The organism is Roseovarius aestuarii (assembly GCF_019966515.1).
Lineage (GTDB): Bacteria > Pseudomonadota > Alphaproteobacteria > Rhodobacterales > Rhodobacteraceae > Roseovarius > Roseovarius aestuarii.
Genome location: NZ_JAIMIB010000007.1, coordinates 40,186 through 64,677 on the forward strand (window position 1 = coordinate 40,186; position 24,492 = coordinate 64,677).

Here is a 24,492-nt window from a genome sequence, read left to right on the forward strand (position 1 = left end):
CAAAGCCAATTGACAGCTTCGTCCATGCTGTTAAGATATACTTTTTAAAATCCAAAAAAATTAAGGTGACCTGAAATTGGCAATCAAGACTGAAATGCTTCGTTGTTTTCGCACGGTTGCCGATCACGGCAGCCTGGCAGAGGCGGCGCAGGCGCTGGGGCGGACGCCCTCTGCGGTGTCGATGATGCTGCGCCAGTTCGAGGATCACGTCGGCGCGCCGCTGTTTGAAAGCGCCCGCAAATCACGCATGACCCCGCTTGGTGAAATGGTCCTGACCGAGGCCCGGCGTGAACTGGAGCATTTTGACCGGACCGTCGCCGCCATTGAAGGCCTGGCGCGCGCGGAGCTGGGCCATGTCCGCCTGGCGGTAACACCGTCCGTCGCGCAAGCCATTCTGCCGGGTATTCTCAAGGAGTTCCTGGAAAAGCACCCGGGCGTCCGGATCGACATGCGCGATGCCGACAGCGCGACGGTGCAGCGCGAGCTGACATCGGAACGCGCAGATATCGGCATGGCCACGTTGCGCCACATGCCCGGCTTTGATCGCCACCTTATCTTTTCCGACAGGTTCGGCGTTGTCTGCCCCGTCAACCACCCACTAGCGCAAAACTGGTCCGAGCTTAGCTGGGCCGATCTGGAAGGCATCAATTTCATCGCCAACGGGCTTTGCTACGGCATCCATGACGATGATTTTGCCCCGATACTCGAAAGCTCGCAGCTGATGGTGCCGAATACCGCGTCGATCCTCAGCCTGGTGCGTTCGGGCGTGGGTATTACGATCCTGCCGGAACTCGCGGTGCTGCCGGAATTTCTTGACCTCAAATTCCTGCCACTGTCCGACTGCTCGGCCCGGCGCGAGGTCTGGATGGTAACTCCGACGGGACATATGCTGCCACCGGCAGCGCAGGCATTAGCAAATGCAATCCGCCGAGCGCCGATTTCGATCAATCACGGGTAAATTCAATTTTCCTGTATTTAAGTTAATAAGTTTACGTTTGCCTGAATCAACAGAGTGTGGCGTAGTTCGGCGCAGATTTTTTTGTTGCCAGACACGTCGAATCAAAAAGGAAACAGCCAATGGGCCAAACTCAGCACAATTTCATCGCAGGACAGTGGGTCGCTGGCACCGGCGAGGTTGAAAACCGGAATCCTTCTGACCTGAGTGATCTGATCGGTGTCTACGCGCAGGCAAGCGGCGATCAGTTGGAGCAAGCACTCGATGCCGCCGCCACAGCCCAAAAGGAATGGGCTGCCTATGGCATGGAGCGCAAGCAGGCCGTACTGAACGCGATTGGCAACGAAATGATGGCCCGCGCCGAAGAGCTAGGCACGCTCCTGAGCCGCGAAGAAGGTAAGCCCTTGGCCGAAGGCAAGGGCGAGGTGTACCGCGCCGGTCAGTTCTTTACCTATTATGCCGCCGAATGCCTGCGCCAGCTGGGCGAAAACGCTGACAGCGTGCGCCCGAACATCGAGGTCGATGTGCGCCGCGAACCCGTCGGCACCGTCGCAATCATCAGCCCCTGGAACTTCCCCACCGCCACCGCCAGCTGGAAGATTGCCCCGGCGCTTTGCTACGGCAACGCCGTGATCTGGAAACCGGCCAACATAACCCCTGCGTCCGCAGTCGCCCTGACCGAGATCATCAGCCGCCAAGACATTCCCGCCGGGCTTTTCAACCTGGTGATGGGTGCGGGCCGTGATGTGGGCCAGCGTCTGGTTGAAAGCCCCAAGATCAACGCAATCTCGTTCACCGGCTCTGTACCGGTTGGCCGGGGCATCGCGATGGCCGCCGTTCAGAATTTTACCAAGATCCAGGCCGAAATGGGCTCCAAGAACGCCTTGGCGGTGATGGATGACGCCGATCTTGATCTGGCGGTTTCGCTGGCTCTGGGCGGCGCCTTTGGCGGCTCAGGGCAGAAATGCACCGCCTCGTCGCGCCTGATCGTGCACGCGGGTGTGCATGATGCGTTTGTCGAAAAACTGGTTGCCGGTGCGCAGGCCATGAAAGTGGGCCATTATCTGGAAGAAGGCATCGCTATGGGCCCGGTTGTCAGCGAACAGCAGCTCAATGAAAACCTCGCCTATGCCGATCTGGGCAAATCCGAAGGCGCCGAGCTGGCCTGCGGCGGCGTGCGTCTCGATATGCCTCACGAAGGTTACTATATGTCGCCCGGTGTGTTCCTGAACACCACCAATGATATGCGCATCAACCGCGAAGAGATGTTTGCGCCACTGACATCGGTGATCAAGGTCGGCTCGTATGACGAGGCACTTGCCACCGTCAACGACACCAATTTCGGCCTGACCTCGGGCATCGTGACCAAAAGCCTGGCGCGCGCGACGCATTTCCGCCGCAACGCCCGCACCGGTGTTGTCACCGTCAACCTGCCAACCGCGGGCACAGACTATCACGTGCCGTTCGGTGGCCGGGGCGACAGCTCATACGGACCACGAGAGCAGGGTAAAGCGGCGGCCGAATTCTACACCACGGTCAAAACCGCCTACATCGCGGCCGGAACACCCGAATGACCTACGTGATCGACAATCTGCAATATGCGAACTGGTCGGAAAAGATCTTTCGCGAGATGCGCGAGGGCGGCGTGGACGCGGTTCACGTCACCATCTCGTATCACGAGAATTTCCGCGAAACGGTTCTGAATTTCGAAAAATGGAACCGCTGGTTCGAGCAGTTCCCCGATCTGATCTTTCACGGGGAATGGGGCGGTGATGTTCGTCGCGCCCGTGAAACCGGGCGCACCGCGATCTTCTTTGGCTTCCAGAATCCCGCCCCGATCGAAGACGATATCGGTCTGGTCGAGATCGTACATAAGCTCGGCGCACGCTTTATGCAGCTGACCTATAACAACCAGTCGCTGCTGGCGACCGGTTGTTACGAGGCCGAAGATCCCGGCATTACCCGGATGGGCAAACAGGTCATCAAAGAGATGAACCGTGTGGGCCTTGTGGTGGACATGAGCCATTCGGCGGATCGCTCGACCATCGAGGCGGCGGACATCTCGGAACGCCCGATTGCGATCACCCATGCCAACCTGCATTCCTGGCAGCCCGCGTTACGCAACAAACGCGATGATGTGGTCCGCGCGGTGGTCGAAAACGGCGGCATGATGGGGTTCTCGATGTATCCCCATCACCTCAAGGACAAGTCCGACTGCACTCTCGAGAGTTTCTGCGAGATGATCGCCCGCGCGGCCGAAACCTTCGGGGCCGAACATTTTGGTATCGGCTCTGATCTGTGTCAGGATCAACCCGACAGCATCGTGGAATGGATGCGCGTGGGTCGCTGGTCCAAGGAAATCGACTATGGCGAGGGATCAGCCAGCGCGCCGGGCTTCCCGCCACAGCCCGACTGGTTCAGGGACAACCGCGATTTCGGCAATATCCAAAACGGCCTGCGCAAGATCGGATTCAGCGAGAACGAGATTGCCGGCGTGATGGGCGATAACTGGCTGCGCTTCTACGACGAGAATTTCACACCGGAAAAGACCATCTGACCCCAACCGCCCTACATAAACCCCATCGATGAGGAGGACGACCATGCATGAACCCAACCCAGACCGCACCATCGCCCTTCGTGACCCCAATGTGGTTATGCGGTTGGCCCGGCTTGGATCATTCCACCAGTCCCGGTTGTCGTTCATGCGGGTGTTGCTGCGGCGTCTGAAATCCGAAAACTGGACGTTCGAACAGCGAAAGTTCGACATCGACGAACACGGCGTTGGCCGGGCCGTCTATACTGCCCACGGTCCCGAACGCAGCTACTCGCTGGTCGCCTTCGCAAACGATCTGCCGCCGGAAAAACGCTCGGATCGGGTCATCGCGACCGAGTGGGATGCCACCTTTACCCTGTTTGACGGTATCCCGACCGAGGATGACGTCGACCGGTTGTCCCGAAACGTCCCCAAGCAGGAAGCGGGCCGGGTCAGCGAGAAGGAACTGTCCCTGTCGCGGGCAAACCGGTCTGTCCGGCTATGGGATTACGTCGTTGGCCAGCTTGCCAGCGGCAACCAGCCCGAGTTGGAGAAGATCGAAGCGGTAGGTTACCTGATGCGCACCACGGCAGTTTACGGATCAGGTAAGTTCGGCGCGGCTGATCGCGAGCAATCGGCGCACCGGCCCGAATGCCAGGGGCCGTTCCAGATTGAAATGCTGTCGGTCTTTCTGACCCGCGCCTTTGTCATGGACCTGGTTGAACACATGGCCAGGCTGCGCGCGCCCGATATTGCGGTGCCGCTGGACCCGGCACTGCGCCGCCGTTTCGGCATCGGCAACTCGACCGGGCTGGGCATGGCGCCGTTCCTTCTCAACCACCCTGCCCTGATCAGCAACTGGATACACGCCCGCGAAGAGGCGCTGTCGCGCATCCGCTCTTTGCCGGTTGCGAGTGAGGATGAGGCACATGCCTTTCGAGATATCGCCGCCCGCGCGGATCTGCATTCCGACTACTGGACGTCGGAACACCCGGTACAGGTTGAAAAGCTGAAGCATCTGCGTGCCGATATGGACGCCCTGGCCGCCCACCTTGAAACCGCCGATCTGATCAGCAACCGCCCGTGGGATCGCCTGTGGCACTGGTCCGAAACAGCGTTGTCACTCGAAGGGCAGGAACAGCTAGCGTCATTGCTGATGGAACCCTATGGCGATCTGGTCGATGGGTTAAGCTCTTGCATGTCCGCAGATGAAACACAGTTTTACCAGATCGACGGCTCCATGCGCGTATCTGACCTCAAAGCGCTGATTGAAGATCTGTACGACTGGGCGCTGGATATCGACTGGACCAGCCGCGAAGCACAGGCGCGGGTCTGGTATGTCTCGGAAGAGAAACTTGAACCGCGCATGGGCGAACGGTTCGACGAGCCGATCGAGCCCTATGAACAGCCGCTCTGCCCCGGTCGCGACGCAGCGCGCATGTACAGCGATCTTAAAAATTTCGAAGAGGGTCCGATTGCCGCCTTTCTGCTGCGCCACCCCGAACACCGCCACGTGGTGCGCCGGGCCCAGATCGCCGCCAGCCATCCCTATGCCGAAATCCGCGATAACACGATCAGCTCAACGGTCATGCCAATAGATCTGTTGCGTGCCAAGCTGTCGTTTTTCGGTGCCTGTCATTTCGATCCGCGATCGGACCGGTGGGTGCGCATAAATATGTTCCAGCACGCGCCCTTCCCGCATGAACTGGCCAGCGGCAACGCGGATGGCTGGACCTATCCTTACCTTCCGGGACAATCCGCATGACCTGGTCATTGAACGAAGTGGACGGGTTGGCGCGCAAGGCGGCGCGCGGCTCGGGGCTCAGCTGGGGCCTGGCCGAAGATGCGGGCAAAGCCGTCCGATGGCTGGCGTCAGCCGGGCTGCCCGGCCCCGAAATGCTGGCAGGCCTGCTGACGCGCAATGACGGCGCGGCTTACGACGCCCTCTGCCCGACGGAAGTTGGCAGCACCTGGTCTGCCCGAGAGGGACAGCTTTGCCCCTTGATCAGCGGTGCTGCGATCTGCGACCGCGCGGCGGATATCGCAGATGGCCGTGGCATCGCTCTGGGGGCCACCTCCTTTCCGATGCTGATCCTGCCTTTCGTCGCCGGGGCAGCCCGGCTAGCGGACCAGCCCATCGAAATTTCCTGGGCGGGAACAAGCGCCACACTGACCCCCGACGGACGGGTTGAATTTTCCGAGGACAGCACCTGCCGGGCCGAGCAGACCGATGCGGTTCGCATTCAGGCCAGCACCATGCAGGTTACCACGCCACATCCCCGGTCCGATCGCGCGGAAATCCCCGAGGATATCGCCGGAACGCTTGGAAAATTCGCCCATCGGACCTATGCGCCTGATACACCGGAAAGCCGCCTTGCTGGCGCCGGCGCGGGCCTGACCGATAATGATTGAACAGGTTATGATACAGATATCATATACTTTTCAACAAATTACGGGCCGCTCATCACGTATCGCCAAATAGTGACACCCTGACGCGCCGAAATCTGCTAAACTGTTGGTCGTAGCGGCCGACGCTTCAAGTACGGCTGCCCTGACTGATATGAGCCCAGGATGGGCGAATAACGTCCTCCTGCGCGGAAGATACAGGAGGAAATCATGGTAAAAACGATCGGAAATCCCCTGACCTGGGCCGCAGATGCGGTGTTTGGCACTGGTCGCACGGTGGGCGCGGTGGCCGAGGCTTTGGGCAGTGAGGAAACCACCCCGCCCCCGACACGAACGATCACCGAGACCGACATACGCGACGCGCTGCGCAAGGGCGTGGACGATTTCAAGACGTTCCGCAGCGACGTGATGTTTCTGGTGGCAATCTATCCGATCATCGGCATCTGTCTCGTGGTGGTCTCGTCTGATCTGGCATTGCTGCCGCTGCTCTTTCCGCTCGCCGCTGGGTTCGCGCTGCTGGGCCCGGTCGCTGGAATCGGGCTTTATGAAATGAGCCGCAGGCGAGAAGCAGGCGAAGAGGTTGGCTGGGGCGCAGGATTGCAGGCCCTCAGGGCGCATATTGTCGGGCCGGTCATGACGCTCGGCGTATACCTGCTGGCGATGTTCGTGCTGTGGATCATGGCCGCTATGATGATATATGGTTTCACACTGGGGCCCGAACCGCCTGCGTCCGTGGGGGCTTTCGCAATTGACGTACTGACCACCAGCGCCGGCTGGATGATGATCATGATTGGCATGGGCGTCGGATTTGTTTTTGCCGCCATCGTGTTGGTGATCAGCGTCATTTCGTTTCCCATGCTGATCGACCGGCGCGCAGGCATCCCCGTCGCAGTTGCGACCTCGGTCAAGGTGGCGCGGCAAAACCCGGTGACGATAGCCAAATGGGGGCTGATCGTGGCCGTGTTGATGGCATTGGGATCACTCCCGTTCTTTCTGGGGCTGATCGTGGTGCTGCCGATCCTGAGCCATGCCACCTGGCATTTATATCGTGCGGCAGTGCCGCGCGTGACCGAGCGATAGATCATTGATGAACCACAACCCATCTCGGGAAAAGCCACGATAAGAAACTAATCCTAAACGATATTATCATCCAATATCGGCGCAACGACTTGCGTAATGTCGCCGAATTTGATCCACCGCCGACAGGAAAAAAGATGATGATATCAGGTGCAAACCCTCCACGGGCCGTCAAATTATTGACTTTTTGCAGTCAATGTCACGCCAAACTCCCCCGCTAGTCAGCTTTCAGATTTCCGGGGTAAGTTCGTCATGACATTGCAGAGTACAGACGTTTCATGTGACGGCAGTCAGATTGCCGCGGCCCGCAAGCAGCGATTTTCTCAACTTCTTGGCAAACACAGGATTCTGCTTGGTTTGCTGCTGTCCTACCTCGCGGCGGCGTCGATAATCGGCATCGTGCTTTCGGAACCCATGGACACGCTCAGGCCAGAGATCGTGCTCTGGATGATTGGCGCGTTAGCCCCGGTTTTCCTGATTTCAATGGTGGTTTGGCGGTTTGGGAATATGGTCCTGAACGTCAGGCCCGACCGGCCGATTACCTGGCTTGTCGCAGATCTGCGGGACTGCATGATCCAGGACCACGAAAGAATTTTCGGCGGCCTGATCGCCTTTGCCAGCATCATCGTCTTTGCCGCAACTTTCACCTTCGTCAAGGATTGCATCCCGCTGCTCAACCCGTTTTCATGGGACCCCGCGTTCGCGGAACTGGACCGCGTGATGCACGGTGGCTCTGATCCATACGTGCTGCTGGATCCGCTATTCGGCAACCCGCTGATGACAAAACTGGCCGATGGCGCCTATAGCCTTTGGTTTGCGCTGATATACTTCTTTGCCTTCACCGCCTGCATGGACAAGGAGGACCCGCAGCGCCGCAACACGTTCCTCTATGCGTTTTTCCTCTGCTGGATGGTTGGCGGCTCTTTGCTTGCCACGATCTTTTCGTCCGTCGGCCCGGTTTACTATGACGCTTTCGGGTTCGGCGATGATTTCATTCCGCAGACCGAAGCACTGCGCGAGATCGGTCAACGCATCCATCTGACTGCCCTGGAATTGCAGGCTACACTGCTTGACGGATATCAGAATGACGGCGATCTCAAGGGGATTTCAGCGATGCCCAGCATGCATCTGGCGCTCGCTTGGCTGATTGCCTTTCAGGCCTTCCAGTATCGGAAAATCTTCGGCTGGATGATGGTTGTCTTCGCCGTGATCATCCAGCTCAGCTCGGTGCATCTTGGTTGGCATTATGCTATCGACGGCTATGTGGGCCTGATTGTGGCGATAGCGTGCTGGTACGCCGCCAAGTGGCTGGCAAAGGTTCAGCAGCGAATGGACCATACGGCTCAGGGCTAGATCAGGCAGTGTCGGCCAGCCGTGCGACGTAACGCGCCAACGTGTCGATCTCAAGGTTGACCTTATCGCCCACGCCAACATCGCCCCAGGTGGTCACCTGCTTGGTATGTGGGATGAAGTTGATGTCAAAATCGCACCCCTCGACATCATTTACTGTAAGCGAGGTGCCGTTCAGTGCAACTGACCCCTTGGGGGCAATGAAACGCGACAATGGCTGCGGCGCCCGTAACGTGACGCGGGTGCTGTCGCCCTCATCGGTCACGGACACAACCTCGGCCAGCCCATCCACATGGCCCGAAACGATATGTCCGCCCAGTTCATCGCCAACCTTGAGGGCGCGTTCCAGATTGATGCGCCTACCCTCAGCCCAACTGTCGAGATTGGTTTTGGATATGGTTTCGGCCGACACATCGACGTCAAACCAGTCATCGCCCAGCGCTACCACGGTCAGACAGACACCGTCACAGGCAATAGACGCGCCGATATCAATGCTGTCGGTCACATAGCCGGTGGTGATACGCGCACGCAGATCGCCGCGCTTGGTCAGTGCGCGAACGCTGCCGACATCGGTGATGATACCCGTAAACATGGTTGCCTCCGATTGTATTTTGGCCACAGCCCTGACGTATTGCCACATCAAGGTTATCCCAAATTAACTTTGTCCGCTTTAGACTTGCAGCCGACAGGTGGCAAGCGATGCGGCCTGTTGCATTAAAAATTTGCGCTAACCTAGCTCAAATACGAACGAGGTTATTAAAGGGTTGAGGTGTAAATGAACGTCCTGACCGGAAAAGATCGGACCTTTCTGTTTCTCCAGGGGCCGCACGGGCCGTTTTTCAACAAGCTGGGCGATATGCTGCGCAAATCGGGCGCGAAGGTCTGGCGCGTCGGTTTCAATGCAGGTGACCAGGCGTTCTGGCGCGACAAGGCCAGCTACATTCCCTTTTGCGAGGACCCACGCGACTGGCCCGATCGGTTTGTACAGCTGATATCTGAAAAAAATGCCACCGACCTGGTGCTATACGGCGACATCCGCGCCATTCATGCGCAAGCGGTTGAGGTTGCGCGCAGCGCCGGACTGCGTATCCACGTCTTCGAGGAAGGGTATCTGCGACCCTACTGGGTGACGTACGAGCGGCAGGGCAGCAATGGTCACTCCAGACTGATGGAGATGAGCATCACGGATATGCGCGGCGCCCTTGAACAATCTGATACGGATGCTCCGCTGCCGCCAGCCAGCTGGGGAGATATGCGCCAGCACATTTTCTACGGCGCAGTCTATCACGGCTTTGTTTTGCTAAAAAACCGCCGCTATCGGCATTTCAAACCTCACAGGGCGCTCAGTGTATCGCAGGAATTCAAGCTTTATCTGCGGCGTCTGTTGCTGATGCCCGTACAGGCACTTGACCGGCGCATTGCCACCTTGCGGATCAAATATGGCGGCTTTCCTTATCATCTTGCCCTGCTACAGCTGGAACATGATGCATCGTTTCAGGCACATTCGCCGTTTTCCTCCATGACGCAGTTTCTGGAAACCGTGATCGAAGGCTTTGCCAAGGGCGCGCCGCCGCATCACCATCTGGTATTCAAGGCGCATCCACTGGAAGATGGCCGCGCGCCGATCCGACAGGAACTGAAGCGGCTGAAAGAAATCTATGGGCTTGGAAGGCGGGTGCATTACGTGCGCGGCGGCAAGCTGGCGCGGCTTCTGGACGAGGCGCGTAGCGCTGTCACCGTCAACTCCACCGCCGCACAACAGGTCTTGTGGCGCGGCATTCCGCTCAAAACCTTTGGTCAGGCGGTTTATGACAAACCCGAATTTGTCTCGACCGCACCGCTGACCAGCTTTTTTGCCAGCGCCGAACGTCCCGATCACCGCGCCTACACGGATTATCGTCGGTTTCTGTTGGCAACAAGCCAGGTTGCGGGCGGGTTTTATTCGGCCCGAGGGCGCCGCCAGCTTCTGCGGCAGGTGGTAGACATGATGCTTTCGCCGCATGATCCGTACGACTCGCTGAAACTGGGGACCGCGGCGGCGCGGCAACAGTTGCGCGTCGTCAGCTAGAAGAACCACCTACAAATACTGGATTTTGCTGGGTGATTCCGCTAACCTTACAAAAAAAGACCGAGGCAGTATAAACAGGTCGAGGAGACCGAGCAGTGAACTCCCAATCCAAACGATGGGCGAAGTCCGTCGCTTTTTTGGCGATTTTTGCCCTGATTGCGTCGTGCAGCACGTTGCCGCGCGTGGGCCCGAACAAGCGTGAAATCTACGAAGGGTCGGTTCAACGGTCCGGCGATGCCTTTGTCGTGTCCGTCAATGACAGGGTGACGCGCGCGACAGCGGTACAACCCGCGCTTGGCTTCAGCCAAGGGTTTCTCAACGCAGCCACGCTTGGCTCAGATACCATAAACCCCGGCGACACGCTGGGCCTGACCATCTGGGAAAATGTCGATGATGGGTTGCTTACAGGCGAAGCCCAAAGCCAGACAACCCTGCAAGAGGTGCAGGTCGATGGCGCGGGTTTCATCTTCGTTCCCTATGCCGGGCGTATCCGCGCGGCGGGCAACTCACCCGAAGCCATCCGCCGCATCATCACCAACAAGCTGGATGAACAAACGCCCGACCCGCAAGTTGAAGTACGCAGGCTGGCAGGCAACGGCGCGACCGTGTCAATCGTTGGTGCGGTCAACGGCCAGGGTGTCTATCCGATCGAACGCCCCACCCGTACGCTTTCGGCGATGCTGGCCGCTGCCGGTGGTGTCTCGATCCCGCCCGAAGTGGCCCAGATCACCGTGATCCGCGGCGCGCACCGATCCAAGGTGTGGTTTCAGGACCTGTTCGAACACCCGAAATTCGACATCGCCCTGCGCGGCGGCGATCGTATTCTGGTCGAGCAGGATACCCGCGCCTTCTCCGTCTTGGGCGCAACCGGGGCGCAGGCACGTGTAACCTTCGAAACCCAAACCCTCAGCGCGATTGAAGCGATCGCCACCGTCGGCGGGCTGACCGCCAGCTCGGCCGATCCCACCGGCGTCTTCGTCATGCGCAACGAACCGGCTGAAATCGCCAATCAGGTGCTGGCACGCGATGATCTGCAAGGGGCGCAACGCCTTGTCTACGTTCTGGACCTCACCCAGCCCAATGGCGTGTTCGTAGCCCGCGATTTCTCCGTCCGTGATGGCGATACCATCTACGTGACCGAGGCACCCTTCGCTCAGTGGAGCAAGGTGGTATCGGCTTTGACCGGCACGCTTGGCGCGGTCGGCTCAATCTCGACCGCAGGCGAAACCCTCGGGCAGTGATGTCCGCCCCTGCTGACGCATCGCCCGCCGAGGCTTCCACGCCCCGGCGGGTGTTTTATTTCAACGCAGGTTTTCTGCGCCAACGCCGTATCCGGCGGATACTGGCCTTGGCCGGATATCCGCTGCAACTGGGCAAACCCGGCCCAGATGACCAGATCGCTGTCTGGGGTCATTCGCCCTATGCCAAACGAGGCGAAGCCGTTGCCGCACAGACCGGCGCAGAACTGATCCGGGTCGAGGATGCGTTTTTACGATCAGTCAAGCCGGGCCGCGACAATGATCTGCCGCTGGGGCTGGTGATTGATCGACGCGGGATACATTTCGACAGCAGTCAGCCCTCGGATCTTGAACATCTGCTGGCGGCACACCCTCTGGATGACACCGCGCTGATGAACCGCGCGCGCGCCGCCATTGCTTATCTGCAAGAGGCGCATCTAAGCAAGTACAATGCGTTTGACCCCGCCGCACCCTGCCCCGATCCGGGTTATGTTCTGGTGATCGATCAGACCCGGGGCGATGCCAGCGTCACCCACGGCCAGGCCGATGCCAACACTTTCCGCGAGATGCTGTATTATGCTCAGGAGGACAACCCCGGCGCAAAGATCCTGATCAAGACACACCCGGAAACCGTCGCAGGCCACCGGCCTGGCTATTTTGGGCCTGAAGATGCATCGGACCGGGTGACACTACTCTCTGATCCGGTCAGTCCCTGGGCGCTCTTCGAGGGGGCCGTGGCGGTCTACACAGTCAGTTCCCAGCTCGGGTTCGAGGCGATCTTTGCCGGTCACCGGCCGCAGGTTTTCGGTCAGCCATTCTACGCGGGCTGGGGTCTGAGCGACGACCGCCATCCCGTGCACCTCACCCGGCGCGGGCGCAACCTGAGCCGTGCGCAACTTTTTGCGGCGGCCATGATTCTCTACCCGGCCTGGTATGACCCGCATCGCGACCGCCTGTGCGAGATCGAAGACACGCTTGCCATCCTCGACGCAAAAACCCGCTGCTGGCGTGAGGACAGACGCGGTTGGGCTGCACACGGCATGCGCCTGTGGAAGCGCAAACCACTGCAGCGTTTCTTCGGACAGCATCGCCGAATCGTATTTCGCAATAGCAAGACACCTGATCCCGACAGACCGGCAATGGTCTGGGCCGCAAAGGCCGATCAGGCACCGGACACTGCCGTGCGAGTGGAAGATGGCTTTCTGCGCTCGCGCGGGTTGGGGGCCGAACTTGTGCCGCCCCTGTCGCTGGTATGTGACGATCTTGGCATCTACTACGACCCCCACCGCCCCTCGCGACTTGAAAACTGGATCATCAAGCGCGCCGAATTGCGCGAAGATCAGGACATCCGGGCGACCAGGCTGATCAACCGGATCACCGAGCTTGGCCTCACGAAATACAATCTGGGCGGCGCACTGCCCGAGTTGCCCCGCGGACACCGTATCCTTGTGCCCGGCCAGGTCGAAGATGACGCCTCGATACAGCTAGGCGCCGGAGAGATTTCCACCAATCTGGCCTTGTTGCGCAGGGTGCGCGAGGAAAACCCCGATGCAGTAATCCTCTACAAGCCGCATCCGGATGTCGAAGCGGGCCTCAGAACCGGCGATGTCGATCAATCTGAAATCGCTGAACTGGCGGATATGATAGTGGTGCAAGGCGATCCGGCGCAGTTGCTTCAGCAGGTCAATGAGGTGTGGACCATGACCTCGCTTATGGGGTTCGAAGCGCTGATCCGCGGCGTACCGGTCGTCACCACGGGCGCACCGTTCTATGCTGGCTGGGGTCTGACCCGCGATCTGGGTGATATCCCCGGCCGCCGGACGGCGCGGCCCGATCTGACCGGTCTTGTGCACGCGTCGCTGATCGACTACCCGCGCTACTTTGATCCCGTCACCGGCACGGCTTGCCCGGTCGAAGTGGCGATGGACCGTCTGGCCTCGGGCGCCATTCCTCATCCCGGCGCGGGTAACCGCCTGTTGGCCAAGCTACAGGGCTGTTTCGCTTCATATGCAGGCTTTTGGCGCTAGGCCCGCACCCAGCGGTGCATCATGTCACCCGCAATGGTCTGGCTTTCGACAAGGTGAAATCGTGGCGCGTCCCGCAACTGGCTCAGACCTAGGGCACCAATTGCGGGCAGCCCCTCGGCCCCGATCGCCAGACCAGCGGTATATCCCACCATCTCATCGACCAGGTCCGCCGCCAGCAAGGATGCCGCCAATCCGCCACCGCCTTCGCAGAAGACCCGCGTCAAGCCCTGCGCGCCCAATTCCTGCAGCACCGATCGGACATCCAACTGCCGCCCCGTCAGCCCACAGGGTATCAGCGTGGCACCTATCCCTTGCCAGGCATCGACGAGGCTTGGGTCGGCATCGGGGCCATGGCACAGCCACAGCGGTGCCAGCTTGGCGGAGCGCGCGAGTTTCGACATCATCGGCAGATCCAGCCTGCGCGACACCACCACGCGCACCGGTTGCTGCGCGATGCCCAGATCCCGCACCGTCAGGGATGGATCATCCATCCGGGCCGTTCCCGCACCGACCATCACCGCGTCATGGCGGGCGCGCAGCGCGTGGACATGGCGGCGGGCGGCGGGGCCAGTGATCCACTGACTCTGGCCCGTCGCTGTGGCGATGCGACCGTCAAAAGAGCTGGCAAGTTTCAGGGTCAGATGCGGGCGGCCGTGTTCCGTGCGCATCAGGAAGCCGTCAAGGTCGCGTGCTGCTTCATTGGCCAGAACGCCCGTCGTCACCTCGATCCCGGCCTTTTGCAATAGTGCAAAGCCCTGCCCGGCCACACGTGGGTCGCTATCGGCCATCGGCGCCACCACGCGCGCCACGCCCGCCGCGATCAGCGCCTCGGCACAGGGCGGGGTCTGGCCGTGATGCGCACAAGGTTCAAGTGCCACATAAGCAGTGGCACCGCGCGCGGCCGCTCCTGCCTGGTTCAGCGCTTCGGTCTCGGCATGGGGGCGCCCGCCATCTGCGGTGCGGCCACGTCCGATAATCCGGCTCTCTCGCACGATCACACATCCCACGGAAGGGTTAGGCCAGGTCCGCCCCTGCCCCCGCCGGCCCAACATCAGGGCCAGCGACATATACCTCTCGTCTTGCTTGCTCACCCGTCCGAGGGGTCGTCGGCGACAGAAGTGTCGGGGCGCAACTCGCTGACAAACTTGTCAAAATCATCGGCCGCCTGGAAATTCTTGTAGACGCTGGCAAAGCGGACATAAGCCACGGTATCAATCCGCGCCAGGCTTTCCATCACGATCTCACCGACGGTTTTCGACGGGATATCCGTCTCGCCCATGCTTTCAAGCCGCCGCACGATGCCCGAGATCATCTGCTCGATCCGATCAGGTTCGATGGGCCGTTTCTGCAGGGCAATGCGAATGGAGCGTTCCAGCTTGTCGCGGTCGAAATCCTCGCGCCGTCCATTGGTCTTCACCACCACCAGATCGCGCAGCTGAACCCGTTCATAGGTCGTAAAGCGCCCACCACAGGCAGGACAGAAACGGCGCCGCCGGATCGAAACATGATCTTCTGCGGGGCGGGAATCTTTGACCTGAGTATCTATATTTCCGCAAAACGGACAGCGCATCGGGCATCCCCTTTTTTCTTCTTTACCACCTGTCGTATGGGTCTTTTGCCCAGATATCGCTGCCACTATAGGACAGCCGCAAGGTTTTGGGTAGAGGGGAAATTACACCGCTAAATGAGCAGCGATCTGGCGGCTATGAGGCGCATTTCGATGCTCGAACACATAAATTCCCTGCCACCTGCCCAGCATCATTTGCCCGTTCCCCACCGGGATGGTCAAACTAACCGGCATCATCGCCGCCTTGATATGGGCGGGCATGTCATCGGGGCCCTCGTACGTATGGGTCAAATAGGACATGGAGGCGTCAGTGGAAGGTGGCACAAGCCGCTGAAAATAATGCAGAAGGTCGCTTTGCACCTCAGGGTCGGCATTTTCCTGGATCAACAGACTGGCCGATGTGTGGCGGATAAAAAGCGTGAGCAGCCCCTGATCGGCACCGGCCTCATGCAGCCAGGCTGAAACCTGCGCTGTGATTTCATAAAGGCCCTGGCCGTGGGTCTGGATTGTAAATATCGTCTGCATCTGACGGCGACCCTGTCGCAAAGCCGGGCGTTGCGCAAGCGGTGTTGGCGACGGACAAAACGAAGCGGCCATCACCTGCGCCCCATCCCGACAGGTTGCCTTGCTCACTCCTGCACAAGCACACCAGCGTAACGGATAAGAAACCCGACGCCCCGCACCCGGGCGGACACGTCAAAACAAAACCGGGCATCCGGGTCTTCGTATTCGACTGTTTGGCTGAGCGGGACAAGCTTGCAGGGCACTGGCACGCCAAACAGATGCAACGACGCGATTTCCATGCACAATTTTCCGGGTATCACACCAAGGCTCAACGTCAGCCGCACCGGGCCGAAACGTTCGATAATCCGGCACCTGACAGAATCGAAACTGAGATGTGAGCGGGTCACATGGCCGCCAAAATCACGCACCCACTCGCTTTGGCCCTCGCGGGTATTGATCGTCAGTCGGGTGGGCACCTTCTGTCCCGCCGACGGGAACCCCGCCAGACGCAGCGCCAGACGGGCCAGCACGCCAGAGCCTCGGGTGATGTCGCACTGGCCCACATAATGCTTCGTACCCTGCCCGCTATGCAGCGTCAGCACCGCGGACGGTACGTCAAGCCGCTGCGCCCTGATCGCATGCCAGAACGGATCACCGCTCATCACCAACCACCGGGGAGAAAACGGGCCTTGATCGCGTCGTCGGGGATCATGCAGATTTGCGTTCGGCCAAACAGGCTGTAGCGGTTTCACGCGATTGCCAGATAAGCCGGGTCTTTCACCACCCGCGGCAGGAAGCGCAGCGCCGACATTGCCCGCCACGGCCAGCAGATGGCGCGCATCGCAACGGCAAAGGCGTCCAACTTTTGGTGGATAACGCCGTCCACAATCACCAGGTTTGTTTCAAAATCGTCCGTCGGCAAATCAAGCGCACGGTAAAGCCGGGTTCCCAGATCGGATTGCGCGAGGACAAAGCGAAAGCGGTGTTTCCGGTCCCGCCGCAGCATGAAGCGGAAGAACCCCGAACAAAGGACACATTCGCCATCAAAGACAATCGAATCCGAGCGCAGGTCGCGGCGCAGATCGGCGGGAAGAACACTGACGGGTTGCGAATTTCGATTGATCATACCGGCCATCTTTGGTCAGCAAACGGCATGACATGACCCCGCCAACACCTCAAGAGGGTGATTGACGCAGCGCGCTTTAGCCCACAATCAGTATTTTTGACCGTGCTTTTCCGGTTCTTCTGGCGTGTTGGCGACAAAGGTTATTTCATCAACTTCGGTCAATGAACTGAGCAATCGTGCGCTATCGCGGGACGCCATGACCTGAGTGGCGGGTCTGCTCATTGCCTCGAAATCTTCAAGAGAGATCATGACCACCGGCTTGCCACGCCTGCGAGTCACGATCAGCGGTTCGTGATCGTTGTTCACTGCGTTCAGCATGGTGGAAAGATTTCTGCGAAGCTCGGTTAGTTTTGCCTGTTTCATGGCCGTCGCCTACGCCGTCCCGCCAAGTATAACAACCTGTGCGACTATATTGAGCATATTTTCGCTCATAGGTTGAATTTTTAGATTTCCTCAGATCGCGAACACCCTGCGCCAATTCATCCATACAGCCAGGTCAAGAAGTGCGAACACCAACACCTCGGCGATAGCCGATAGGTAAAAATGATGTCACGATCAGTGCGGCACACCCTATGACAGCAACGACAGACGGTGCCAAGAAGCCGTGGCGACGATGCGCGAAGAATAGCCCAACCACCGACAGGATCGTGATTTCCACGACGATAGCGGGATTGAGGGTGCGCGAGATGCCAAACGCACCGAGGACGGAATTCGCGATCAAGGTACCCTGGCAGGCCAACACCGACAGCAAAGTGGCGATGGCTGACCGGCAGGGCGCCTGAACGCGTTACTGATCCAGGAAAGACCGCAGCTTGCGCGACCGGCTTGGGTGTTTCAGCTTACGCAGTGCCTTCGCTTCGATCTGACGAATACGTTCGCGGGTCACGCTGAACTGCTGGCCGACCTCTTCGAGCGTATGATCGGTGTTCATGCCGATGCCGAACCGCATCCGGAGCACGCGTTCCTCGCGCGGCGTCAGAGACGAAAGAACCCGCGTGGTGGTTTCCTTGAGGTTGTCCTGAATGGCACTGTCGAGGGGCAGAACCACGTTCTTGTCCTCGATGAAATCGCCAAGCTGACTGTCTTCCTCATCGCCAATCGGCGTCTCAAGCGAGATCGGTTCCTTGGCGATCTTCATCACCTTGCGAACCTTTTCCAGCGGCATCTGTAGCTTTTCGGCCAGTTCCTCGGGCGTGGGCTCACGACCAATCTCGTGCAGCATCTGGCGGCCGGTACGGACCAGCTTGTTGATCGTCTCGATCATGTGCACCGGAATACGGATGGTGCGCGCCTGATCGGCGATCGAGCGGGTGATGGCCTGACGAATCCACCAGGTGGCGTAGGTCGAGAATTTATAGCCGCGGCGGTATTCAAACTTGTCCACGGCCTTCATCAGGCCGATGTTACCTTCCTGAATAAGGTCAAGGAATTGCAACCCGCGGTTCGTGTATTTCTTGGCAATCGAAATGACCAGGCGCAGGTTGGCTTCCACCATTTCTTTCTTGGCGCTGCGGGCCTCTTTTTCACCCTTCTGAACCTGTTGAACGATGCGGCGGAATTCGGGGATATCGAGGCCGACATATTGACCGACCTGCGCCATATCGGCGCGCAGTTCCTCAACCTTCTCGGGTGAGCGTTCCATGAACATCTGCCAGCCCCGGCCGGATTTCTGCGCCATGTCATCCAGCCAGTTCGGATCCAGCTCGCGGCCGCGATAGGCCTCGATGAACTCACGGCGGTTGATCCGGGCCTGATCGGCCAGTTTGACCATCGCAGAATCGATCTGCATGATCCGGCGGTTGATGCCGTAAAGCTGGTCGATCAGCGCTTCGATCCGATTGTTGTGCAGGTGCAACTCGTTCACCAGCTCAACGATTTCCGAGCGCAGCTTCTGATAGGTGCCTTCCTGCTTCTCGGAAAACGAGCCGTCTTCATTCAGGGTCGCCGAAATCCGGCTGTCCTGCATTTCGCTCAGCTTGACGTAGTCGTCGGCGATGCGATCAAGCGTTTCAAGCACGCGCGGTTTCAGCGCGGCCTCCATCGCCGCAAGGCTCATATTGGCCTGTTCGTCCTCATCGTCGTCATCATCCGTGACAATCGGGTTGCCATCAGCGTCAAGCTCGGGCGTGTCCTCTTTGCCTTCGGAGGGGGCGGCGGCGACATTGGCGACCACGGGGGTTTCATCCTCGTCATCCCCCATCTGGTTGCCAAAGGTGGTTTCCAGATCAATCACATCGCGCAGCAGGATGTCTTCACCCAGTAGTTCGTCGCGCCAGATGGTGATCGCCTGGAAGGTCAGCGGGCTTTCGCAGAGGCCCGCGATCATGGTGTTCCGACCGGCCTCGATGCGTTTGGCGATGGCGATCTCGCCTTCGCGGCTCAGCAGTTCGACACTGCCCATCTCACGCAGATACATCCGTACCGGGTCATCAGTGCGGTCTAGCTTCTCTTCCTTGCCCGAGCCGAGCGTGATCTCACCACGTTTGCCAGTTTCAGCCAGCGCGGTTGATTTCTGTTCCTCTTCCTCGGCCTCGTCATCCTCGATGATGTTGATGCCCATTTCCGACAGCATCGACATCACGTCTTCGATCTGTTCGCTGCTGACCTGATCAGGCGGCAGCACGTTATTGAGCTGATCGTAGGTGATAAAACCTTTTTCGCGTGCCTCGGCGATCATCTTCTTGACCGCGGTCTGGCTCATGTCCAGCGAATGTTCGCCATCCTGATCGTCGGGCTTTTGGTCGTCGTTGTCTTTGGCGGCCATTGATGTCTCCTGCTCAAGCGGGGCGGCGAGGTGATTCGGTTGCGAATCATTAACGCGAATCAGAGTGATTCGCACTCCGTTTACCCTGTTTTGTTTACCTTTTCCTCACCAAAAAACCTCAGCGGCGCGGTTTGGAATAGTTGATCTTGTCGAGAAGCGCCCCAAATCGCTCCCGTTCACCCCGATTGACCCGCGCACCGTTGGCACCCAGATCATACTCCGCCCGGTCCTCCTGCTGACTGCGGATGGCCCGGTTACGGGCCTCGGCCGCCTGGCTTAGACGCCAGGTGACGGCTTCGTCGGCAACCCCGGCGATATCTTCCGCTGCCTCGCTGACCTCGGCGCTCAATCCGCGCTCGGCGTCGATCTTGGCAAGCTCTTCGGCGATGGTCATGCGGGCGATCTCCAGATTGCCCGGATTGCGAACGGGGGGTGCTAGGGCCACATGGGGCAGTGCCTGTAGCTTTTCAAGGGTCGCCTCGCCCAATTCTGCGGAAATATGCGCCTCCAGCGTGTCGGCCCCGGCATCAGCGTGACGCAAGATCAAATCGCGCAGGCGGGCGTGATCAGGATTGGGGCACTCCAGATCTTCGATCGCCGTCTCGAACTCTGTGCAGATCTCCGGTGTCGCCAACAGAGAGGCCAGAATGACTCCGATACGCAGATGCATCTGCGCATCATCCCCTGCCGCGACCAGCAGAGAGGATTTGGTTGAGGGCATGGCGCTGGCAGGCGGTGGCTGCCATTTCCCGCCCGCGCGGCGCGGCGCTTTGGCCGAGGAGCGGCGCGGATTAAACAGCTCCCACCGCATGTCCTTGATCGCCTGACCATAATGGCTACGGATCGACGGATCGCGGATCAGCATGATTTTTTCCCGCAGGGCCTTATCCAGCGCCGCTTTGCGTTCGGGGCTGTCGAAATTGCGGCCCTCGGTCTCGCGCTGCCAGAGCAGTTGCACCATCGGCCAGGCGTTATCGACCAGCTTTTGCAGCGCCGCCTTGCCCTCGGCCCGGATCAGATCGTCGGGGTCCTTGCCCTCGGGCATCAGGGCAAACCGCAGCGATTTGCCCGCCTCCAGCAGCGGCAGCGCCAGATCAATCACCCGATGCGCCGCACGCAGGCCGGCCGTGTCGCCATCAAGTGCAATTACCGGCTCATCCGCCACGCGCCACATCATCTGAAGCTGCGTCTCGGTTACTGCCGTGCCCAAGGGCGCCACCGCCGCACCAAAACCACCTTCGACCAACGCGATCACATCCATGTAGCCTTCGGCCACAATGAGCGGCTGGCCCTTGCCTGCCGCCTCGCGCGCGGGGCCGTGGTTATAGAGCGTGCGGGATTTGTCGAACAGCTCGGTTTCCGGCGAGTTCAGATATTTGGCGTTGTCATTCGGGTCCATCGCCCGACCGCCAAAGGCAATACAGCGCCCGCGCGCGTCGCGGATCGGGAACATGATGCGGCCCCGGAACGTGTCATAAGGCTTGCCGCCCTTGGTCGAGGGTTTGGCCAGCCCCGCGCCCAGGATCAGATCATCCTCGATGTTCTTGGCCTTGAGGTGATCCCAGAGACCCTGCCAGGCATCGGGCGCAAACCCGATCTCGAACCGTTCCTGCGTGGCCTCCTTCAGACCGCGGCGGTCGAGATAGTCGCGCGCGGCGGACCCTGCGGCGGTCTTGAGTTGCAGGCGGAAATGCTGAACCGCGATTTCCATGACATCGGCCAGCTCGGTGCGTTTATCAGCCTTGGCCTGCGCCTGAGGATCGCGTTCAGGCATCGTCATCCCGGCTTCGGAAGCCAGAATTTTGATCGCTTCCATGAAATCGACATTCTCGGTTTCACGGACAAAGCTGATCGCATCACCCTTGGCGTGGCAGCCAAAGCAGTAATAAAACCCCTTGCGGTCATCGACGTGAAAGCTGGCGGTCTTTTCCTGATGGAACGGGCATGGCGACCACATATCGCCCTTACCCTGATTGGATTTGCGCGCGTCCCACATGACTTTGCGGCCCACCACTTGGGTCAGCGAGGTGCGGGTGCGTAGTTCATCCAGAAAACCGGGTGGCAGACTCATGTATCATATATCGGATGCAAGCCCGCCCGAGTCCACCCGGCGAAACCGATTTCTTGGGGGTAAGTCTATTGCGACAGGCAGGCCAGCACGTAAGAGGTCGCGACCTCCTCGGTCAGTTCCTCAGGTTCCAGCGTATAGACCCACTGCACCAGCGGCTCGACAGCCGGTTTGAACCTGGCCTTGTCGTCAGGCAGCGTTTCGACCACGTTCTTGACAGCGGTCTCTTCGTCGACGCCGCCAACACGCTGATCTACCGCCGCCTGCACAATCTCACCCGAAATATTGCAAAGCATCTCTTTATCCTGCGCCACCAAAGGCGTGGCAAGGAAGGCGAAAAGAGCAATGATACGTAGCATATGTGCCTCGTGGTATTCCCGGTTTACGTCTCAGTACCTTATCTCATCCGGGATGTCAGGCCACGTATAATGGGAAAATCTCTAACATTGTCGCTATGGCGAATGCTTGCCAAGCAAGCAAAACCCATCGGTTACAGGTGATCGGGTCGTGCTGCCTTTCGCGCGTCCAGCGAAATCACCGTGACCGGGGCGATGGGCCTTCCGTCGGACCGGCACAGAGGGTTGATCCGCGCCCGGCCACTCATCCACACCAGTAAGGCGCGTTTCAGGGCAAGAAGCCCGGCCCTTGGCATCCCCTTGTCGGCACGGGGGGACGTGCTGTGCGGGCGCGCCGAAGCGGTGAAGGCGTGGCACCTGACCGGCCCCAGCAGCGCGTCTACCCCTGTCAGCTCCGGCTGCCGGAAGGCCACACTGATGAAGGGAAGTTTCAGGTGGCGCGTGGTGCTGAACATCAGTGAGCCGCAGCATCCCGCGTACCAACGGAAAGCGCCACGCGGAGACAGGCGCGAGATTTCCAGCGTCTCCGCTCCGGCGTCGATCGTGATCAGGTCAGGTGTGGTATGCCAGATATCGGTACCGCCCGCCGGGGTCAGAATATCCTGCCCGGCATCATGCAGCCGCGCGGCGGTCTGGCAATCGGCGCAGTAGCAGCGAACGCGTGTGCCCGCCGACGGGGCGGGCACATTGATCTTAAGTCTGGTCGCGCCGCAGCGGCAGGATTTCTCGATCAACCCCGCCGCGGCGCGACGCCTCACAGCCCCAGAGCGCGGTAGCTGTCAGCCACTTTGCCGATCGAGACCAGATAGGCGGCTACCCGCAGATCATCCACATCCTCGCGGCCATGCCAGACCTCACGCATCGATTGATACGCCGCGCGCATGGTGTCATCGAGGCCCGAGCGGACCAGTTCCAGCTCGCCGGCGCCGCGCAGGTATTTCTGCTTGAAGTCGGGCGACATCGACCAGCGATGCTCCAGATGGTCATCCAGCCCCTGCAATTCATCCACGATCAACTGGTGGCGCGCCTCTTCCTGGCGGCGTCCCAGACGGCCGAAACGGATATGGCTGAGGTTCTTGACCCACTCAAAATAGGACACGGTCACACCACCCGCGTTGGCGTACATATCGGGGATGATCACACAGCCCTTCTTGCGCAGCACCTCATCGGCGCCAGCAGTCACGGGGCCGTTCGCGGCTTCGATGATCAGCGGCGCCTTGATCCGGTCGGCATTGCCCATGTTGATCACGCCTTCCAGCGCCGCCGGGATCAGGATATCGCACTCCTCTTCCAGCACAGCCGAGCCTTCTGCGGTATGGGTGGCGTCCGGGAAACCGGTGATGCCGCCATGTTTGGTGATCCAGGTCTTGACCTCTTCGACATTGATCCCGTCGGGATTAAACAGCGCACCGTCGCGCTCAATGATGCCGGTGATAACGCAGCCGTCTTCCTCCTGCAGGAACTTGGCGCCGTGATAGCCCACGTTCCCCAGCCCCTGTACGATTACCCGCTTGCCATCGAGCGTGCCCGACAGGCCCGCCTTGGCAATATCCTCGGGGTGGCGGAAAAATTCCTGCAGCGCGTATTGCACGCCCCTGCCCGTCGCCTCGGTCCGGCCCTGAATACCGCCGGCATTGATCGGCTTGCCGGTCACACAGGCACGGCTGTTGATGTCGGTGGTGTTCATGCGCTTGTATTGGTCGGCGATCCACGCCATCTCGCGCTCGCCGGTGCCCATGTCGGGGGCTGGCACGTTCTGGGAGGGGTGGATCAGGTCGCGCTTGGCCAGCTCGTAGGCGAACCGCCGGGTGATCTGTTCCAGCTCATGCGCGTCCCATTCACGTGGATCGATGCAGAGCCCGCCCTTGGAGCCGCCGAACGGCGCCTCGACCAGCGCACATTTATAGGTCATCAACGCCGCCAGCGCCTCAACCTCGTCCTGATTGACCGCCATCGAGTAGCGGATGCCGCCCTTGACCGGCTCCATATGTTCGGAATGGACCGAGCGGTAGCCGGTAAACGTATGTATCTGACCGCGCAGCCGGACACCGAAACGCACCACATATGTCGCGTTACAGACGCGGATTTTTTCTTCAAGACCGGGGGGAAGATCCATCAGCGCCACCGCGCGGTTGAACATCAGATCGACGCTTTCGCGGAAACTTGGCTCGTTTATGGGTGCGTTCATGATATCTCTCCCTGAAATTTGTTGGACGGGCCCGTTCGCTCATATCTGTATCCCGCCGGAAGTATGCCAATCGTTAAACCTTACGGTGGTTTTGTCCACCCCACGGTTTTCGTGGACGCGCGCGCAAGGTCAGCTCCATCTCGTTTCCCCGCATCGTTAACCAAGCGCGCACAATCCTGAAACCGCGTCTATATTGTGTTAAATTTGATGCTAATACGGTGTTAATTAACAGTTAATTTTGACCTCATCGCCATAATCTCGCCAC

At 59.6% G+C, this 24,492-nt stretch carries 22 protein-coding genes; 10 read left to right on the plus strand and 12 right to left on the minus strand.

Annotated elements, in window-relative coordinates; genetic code table 11:
* Window positions 1-94 precede the first annotated feature (94 nt).
* From LC334_RS10330 to LC334_RS10360, 7 genes are all read left to right on the plus strand, one after another.
* A complete protein-coding gene (locus tag LC334_RS10330) occupies window positions 95-958 on the plus strand; it encodes a LysR family transcriptional regulator (RefSeq protein WP_223412947.1) in 864 nt (287 codons plus the stop codon).
* 119 nt (window positions 959-1,077) lie between these two features.
* Window positions 1,078-2,529 carry an aldehyde dehydrogenase family protein gene (locus LC334_RS10335; RefSeq protein ID WP_085800560.1) on the plus strand — a complete coding sequence of 484 codons (1,452 nt, stop codon included), beginning with the start codon at window positions 1,078-1,080 and terminating at the stop codon, window positions 2,527-2,529.
* Window positions 2,526-3,512: a membrane dipeptidase gene (locus LC334_RS10340; RefSeq protein WP_085800559.1), complete on the plus strand. Its 987-nt coding sequence runs from the start codon at window positions 2,526-2,528 to the stop codon at window positions 3,510-3,512. Before LC334_RS10335 ends, LC334_RS10340 begins: the two co-directional genes overlap by 4 nt.
* A gap of 43 nt (window positions 3,513-3,555) precedes the next feature.
* Entirely contained in the window at window positions 3,556-5,253 is a 1,698-nt protein-coding gene (locus tag LC334_RS10345; RefSeq protein WP_085800558.1) for a hypothetical protein, read from the plus strand.
* Entirely contained in the window at window positions 5,250-5,900 is a 651-nt protein-coding gene (locus LC334_RS10350; protein WP_085800557.1) for a DUF3726 domain-containing protein, read from the plus strand. The genes LC334_RS10345 and LC334_RS10350 overlap by 4 nt, the downstream gene beginning before the upstream one ends.
* 204 nt (window positions 5,901-6,104) lie before the next feature.
* Window positions 6,105-6,974: a DUF2189 domain-containing protein gene (locus tag LC334_RS10355; RefSeq protein ID WP_085800556.1), complete on the plus strand. Its 870-nt coding sequence runs from the start codon at window positions 6,105-6,107 to the stop codon at window positions 6,972-6,974.
* Window positions 6,975-7,223: 249 nt separating this feature from the next.
* Window positions 7,224-8,324: a phosphatase PAP2 family protein gene (locus LC334_RS10360; protein WP_085800555.1), complete on the plus strand. Its 1,101-nt coding sequence runs from the start codon at window positions 7,224-7,226 to the stop codon at window positions 8,322-8,324.
* Between the two features lies 1 nt (window position 8,325).
* Here LC334_RS10360 and LC334_RS10365 read toward each other — a convergent pair whose 3' ends face one another.
* Entirely contained in the window at window positions 8,326-8,913 is a 588-nt protein-coding gene (locus LC334_RS10365) for a riboflavin synthase (protein ID WP_085800604.1), read from the minus strand.
* A 183-nt stretch (window positions 8,914-9,096) separates the two neighbouring features.
* Here LC334_RS10365 and LC334_RS10370 point away from each other — a divergent pair, with 183 nt between their 5' ends.
* The 3 genes from LC334_RS10370 to LC334_RS10380 all read left to right on the plus strand — a co-directional run bounded on the left by LC334_RS10370 (window position 9,097) and on the right by LC334_RS10380 (window position 13,654).
* Window positions 9,097-10,389, plus strand: coding sequence for a capsule biosynthesis protein (locus LC334_RS10370; RefSeq protein ID WP_085800554.1), 1,293 nt, complete (start codon window positions 9,097-9,099; stop codon window positions 10,387-10,389).
* Between the two features lie 95 nt (window positions 10,390-10,484).
* Window positions 10,485-11,630: a polysaccharide biosynthesis/export family protein gene (locus tag LC334_RS10375; protein ID WP_139836381.1), complete on the plus strand. Its 1,146-nt coding sequence runs from the start codon at window positions 10,485-10,487 to the stop codon at window positions 11,628-11,630.
* Window positions 11,630-13,654, plus strand: coding sequence for a capsular polysaccharide biosynthesis protein (locus tag LC334_RS10380; RefSeq protein ID WP_085800553.1), 2,025 nt, complete (start codon window positions 11,630-11,632; stop codon window positions 13,652-13,654). The genes LC334_RS10375 and LC334_RS10380 overlap by 1 nt, the downstream gene beginning before the upstream one ends.
* Here the strand turns inward: LC334_RS10380 and ribD are convergent.
* The 11 genes from ribD to LC334_RS10435 all read right to left on the minus strand — a co-directional run bounded on the left by ribD (window position 13,651) and on the right by LC334_RS10435 (window position 24,227).
* A complete protein-coding gene (gene ribD, locus LC334_RS10385; protein ID WP_085800552.1) occupies window positions 13,651-14,745 on the minus strand; it encodes a bifunctional diaminohydroxyphosphoribosylaminopyrimidine deaminase/5-amino-6-(5-phosphoribosylamino)uracil reductase RibD in 1,095 nt (364 codons plus the stop codon). The genes LC334_RS10380 and ribD overlap by 4 nt on opposite strands.
* Window positions 14,742-15,224 (minus strand): transcriptional regulator NrdR, encoded by a 483-nt coding sequence (nrdR, locus tag LC334_RS10390; protein WP_085800551.1) that lies wholly within the window; start codon window positions 15,222-15,224, stop codon window positions 14,742-14,744. The genes ribD and nrdR overlap by 4 nt, the downstream gene beginning before the upstream one ends.
* Window positions 15,225-15,326: 102 nt before the next feature.
* Entirely contained in the window at window positions 15,327-15,746 is a 420-nt protein-coding gene (locus LC334_RS10395; protein WP_085800550.1) for a secondary thiamine-phosphate synthase enzyme YjbQ, read from the minus strand.
* A gap of 104 nt (window positions 15,747-15,850) precedes the next feature.
* Window positions 15,851-16,387, minus strand: coding sequence for a DUF4166 domain-containing protein (locus tag LC334_RS10400; protein WP_085800549.1), 537 nt, complete (start codon window positions 16,385-16,387; stop codon window positions 15,851-15,853).
* An 86-nt stretch (window positions 16,388-16,473) separates the two neighbouring features.
* Complete coding sequence (locus tag LC334_RS10405; protein ID WP_306372160.1) at window positions 16,474-16,851, minus strand: thiol-disulfide oxidoreductase DCC family protein; 378 nt, start codon at window positions 16,849-16,851, stop codon at window positions 16,474-16,476.
* An 87-nt stretch (window positions 16,852-16,938) separates the two neighbouring features.
* Window positions 16,939-17,214 carry a type II toxin-antitoxin system Phd/YefM family antitoxin gene (locus LC334_RS10410; RefSeq protein WP_085800548.1) on the minus strand — a complete coding sequence of 92 codons (276 nt, stop codon included), beginning with the start codon at window positions 17,212-17,214 and terminating at the stop codon, window positions 16,939-16,941.
* A gap of 424 nt (window positions 17,215-17,638) precedes the next feature.
* On the minus strand, window positions 17,639-19,615 hold the full coding sequence (gene rpoD, locus LC334_RS10415) for an RNA polymerase sigma factor RpoD (protein WP_085800547.1): 1,977 nt from the start codon (window positions 19,613-19,615) through the stop codon (window positions 17,639-17,641).
* Between the two features lie 118 nt (window positions 19,616-19,733).
* Window positions 19,734-21,686 (minus strand): DNA primase, encoded by a 1,953-nt coding sequence (gene dnaG / locus LC334_RS10420; protein ID WP_085800546.1) that lies wholly within the window; start codon window positions 21,684-21,686, stop codon window positions 19,734-19,736.
* 65 nt (window positions 21,687-21,751) lie between these two features.
* Window positions 21,752-22,042, minus strand: a complete 291-nt coding sequence (locus tag LC334_RS10425) for a hypothetical protein (RefSeq protein ID WP_085800545.1) — start codon at window positions 22,040-22,042, stop codon at window positions 21,752-21,754.
* Window positions 22,043-22,173: 131 nt separating this feature from the next.
* Window positions 22,174-22,797, minus strand: coding sequence for a DUF6151 family protein (locus LC334_RS10430; RefSeq protein ID WP_085800544.1), 624 nt, complete (start codon window positions 22,795-22,797; stop codon window positions 22,174-22,176).
* Complete coding sequence (locus tag LC334_RS10435) at window positions 22,794-24,227, minus strand: Glu/Leu/Phe/Val family dehydrogenase (RefSeq protein ID WP_085800543.1); 1,434 nt, start codon at window positions 24,225-24,227, stop codon at window positions 22,794-22,796. Before LC334_RS10435 ends, LC334_RS10430 begins: the two co-directional genes overlap by 4 nt.
* Window positions 24,228-24,492: the final 265 nt, after the last annotated feature.

Bases quoted from the DNA above. Each gene is read 5' to 3' on its own strand.
- LC334_RS10380 (WP_085800553.1), top strand. From the start codon at position 11,630: ATGTCCGCCCCTGCTGACGCATCGCCCGCCGAGGCTTCCACGCCCCGG.
- LC334_RS10400 (WP_085800549.1), bottom strand. From the start codon at position 16,387: ATGAGCGGTGATCCGTTCTGGCATGCGATCAGGGCGCAGCGGCTTGAC.
- dnaG (WP_085800546.1), bottom strand. From the start codon at position 21,686: ATGAGTCTGCCACCCGGTTTTCTGGATGAACTACGCACCCGCACCTCG.
- LC334_RS10360 (WP_085800555.1), top strand. From the start codon at position 7,224: ATGACATTGCAGAGTACAGACGTTTCATGTGACGGCAGTCAGATTGCC.
- LC334_RS10425 (WP_085800545.1), bottom strand. From the start codon at position 22,042: ATGCTACGTATCATTGCTCTTTTCGCCTTCCTTGCCACGCCTTTGGTG.
- LC334_RS10370 (WP_085800554.1), top strand. From the start codon at position 9,097: ATGAACGTCCTGACCGGAAAAGATCGGACCTTTCTGTTTCTCCAGGGG.
- LC334_RS10410 (WP_085800548.1), bottom strand. From the start codon at position 17,214: ATGAAACAGGCAAAACTAACCGAGCTTCGCAGAAATCTTTCCACCATG.
- rpoD (WP_085800547.1), bottom strand. From the start codon at position 19,615: ATGGCCGCCAAAGACAACGACGACCAAAAGCCCGACGATCAGGATGGC.
- LC334_RS10340 (WP_085800559.1), top strand. From the start codon at position 2,526: ATGACCTACGTGATCGACAATCTGCAATATGCGAACTGGTCGGAAAAG.
- LC334_RS10335 (WP_085800560.1), top strand. From the start codon at position 1,078: ATGGGCCAAACTCAGCACAATTTCATCGCAGGACAGTGGGTCGCTGGC.
- LC334_RS10345 (WP_085800558.1), top strand. From the start codon at position 3,556: ATGCATGAACCCAACCCAGACCGCACCATCGCCCTTCGTGACCCCAAT.
- nrdR (WP_085800551.1), bottom strand. From the start codon at position 15,224: ATGCGCTGTCCGTTTTGCGGAAATATAGATACTCAGGTCAAAGATTCC.
- LC334_RS10350 (WP_085800557.1), top strand. From the start codon at position 5,250: ATGACCTGGTCATTGAACGAAGTGGACGGGTTGGCGCGCAAGGCGGCG.
- LC334_RS10405 (WP_306372160.1), bottom strand. From the start codon at position 16,851: ATGATCAATCGAAATTCGCAACCCGTCAGTGTTCTTCCCGCCGATCTG.
- LC334_RS10365 (WP_085800604.1), bottom strand. From the start codon at position 8,913: ATGTTTACGGGTATCATCACCGATGTCGGCAGCGTTCGCGCACTGACC.
- LC334_RS10355 (WP_085800556.1), top strand. From the start codon at position 6,105: ATGGTAAAAACGATCGGAAATCCCCTGACCTGGGCCGCAGATGCGGTG.
- LC334_RS10435 (WP_085800543.1), bottom strand. From the start codon at position 24,227: ATGAACGCACCCATAAACGAGCCAAGTTTCCGCGAAAGCGTCGATCTG.
- LC334_RS10330 (WP_223412947.1), top strand. From the start codon at position 95: ATGCTTCGTTGTTTTCGCACGGTTGCCGATCACGGCAGCCTGGCAGAG.
- LC334_RS10395 (WP_085800550.1), bottom strand. From the start codon at position 15,746: ATGCAGACGATATTTACAATCCAGACCCACGGCCAGGGCCTTTATGAA.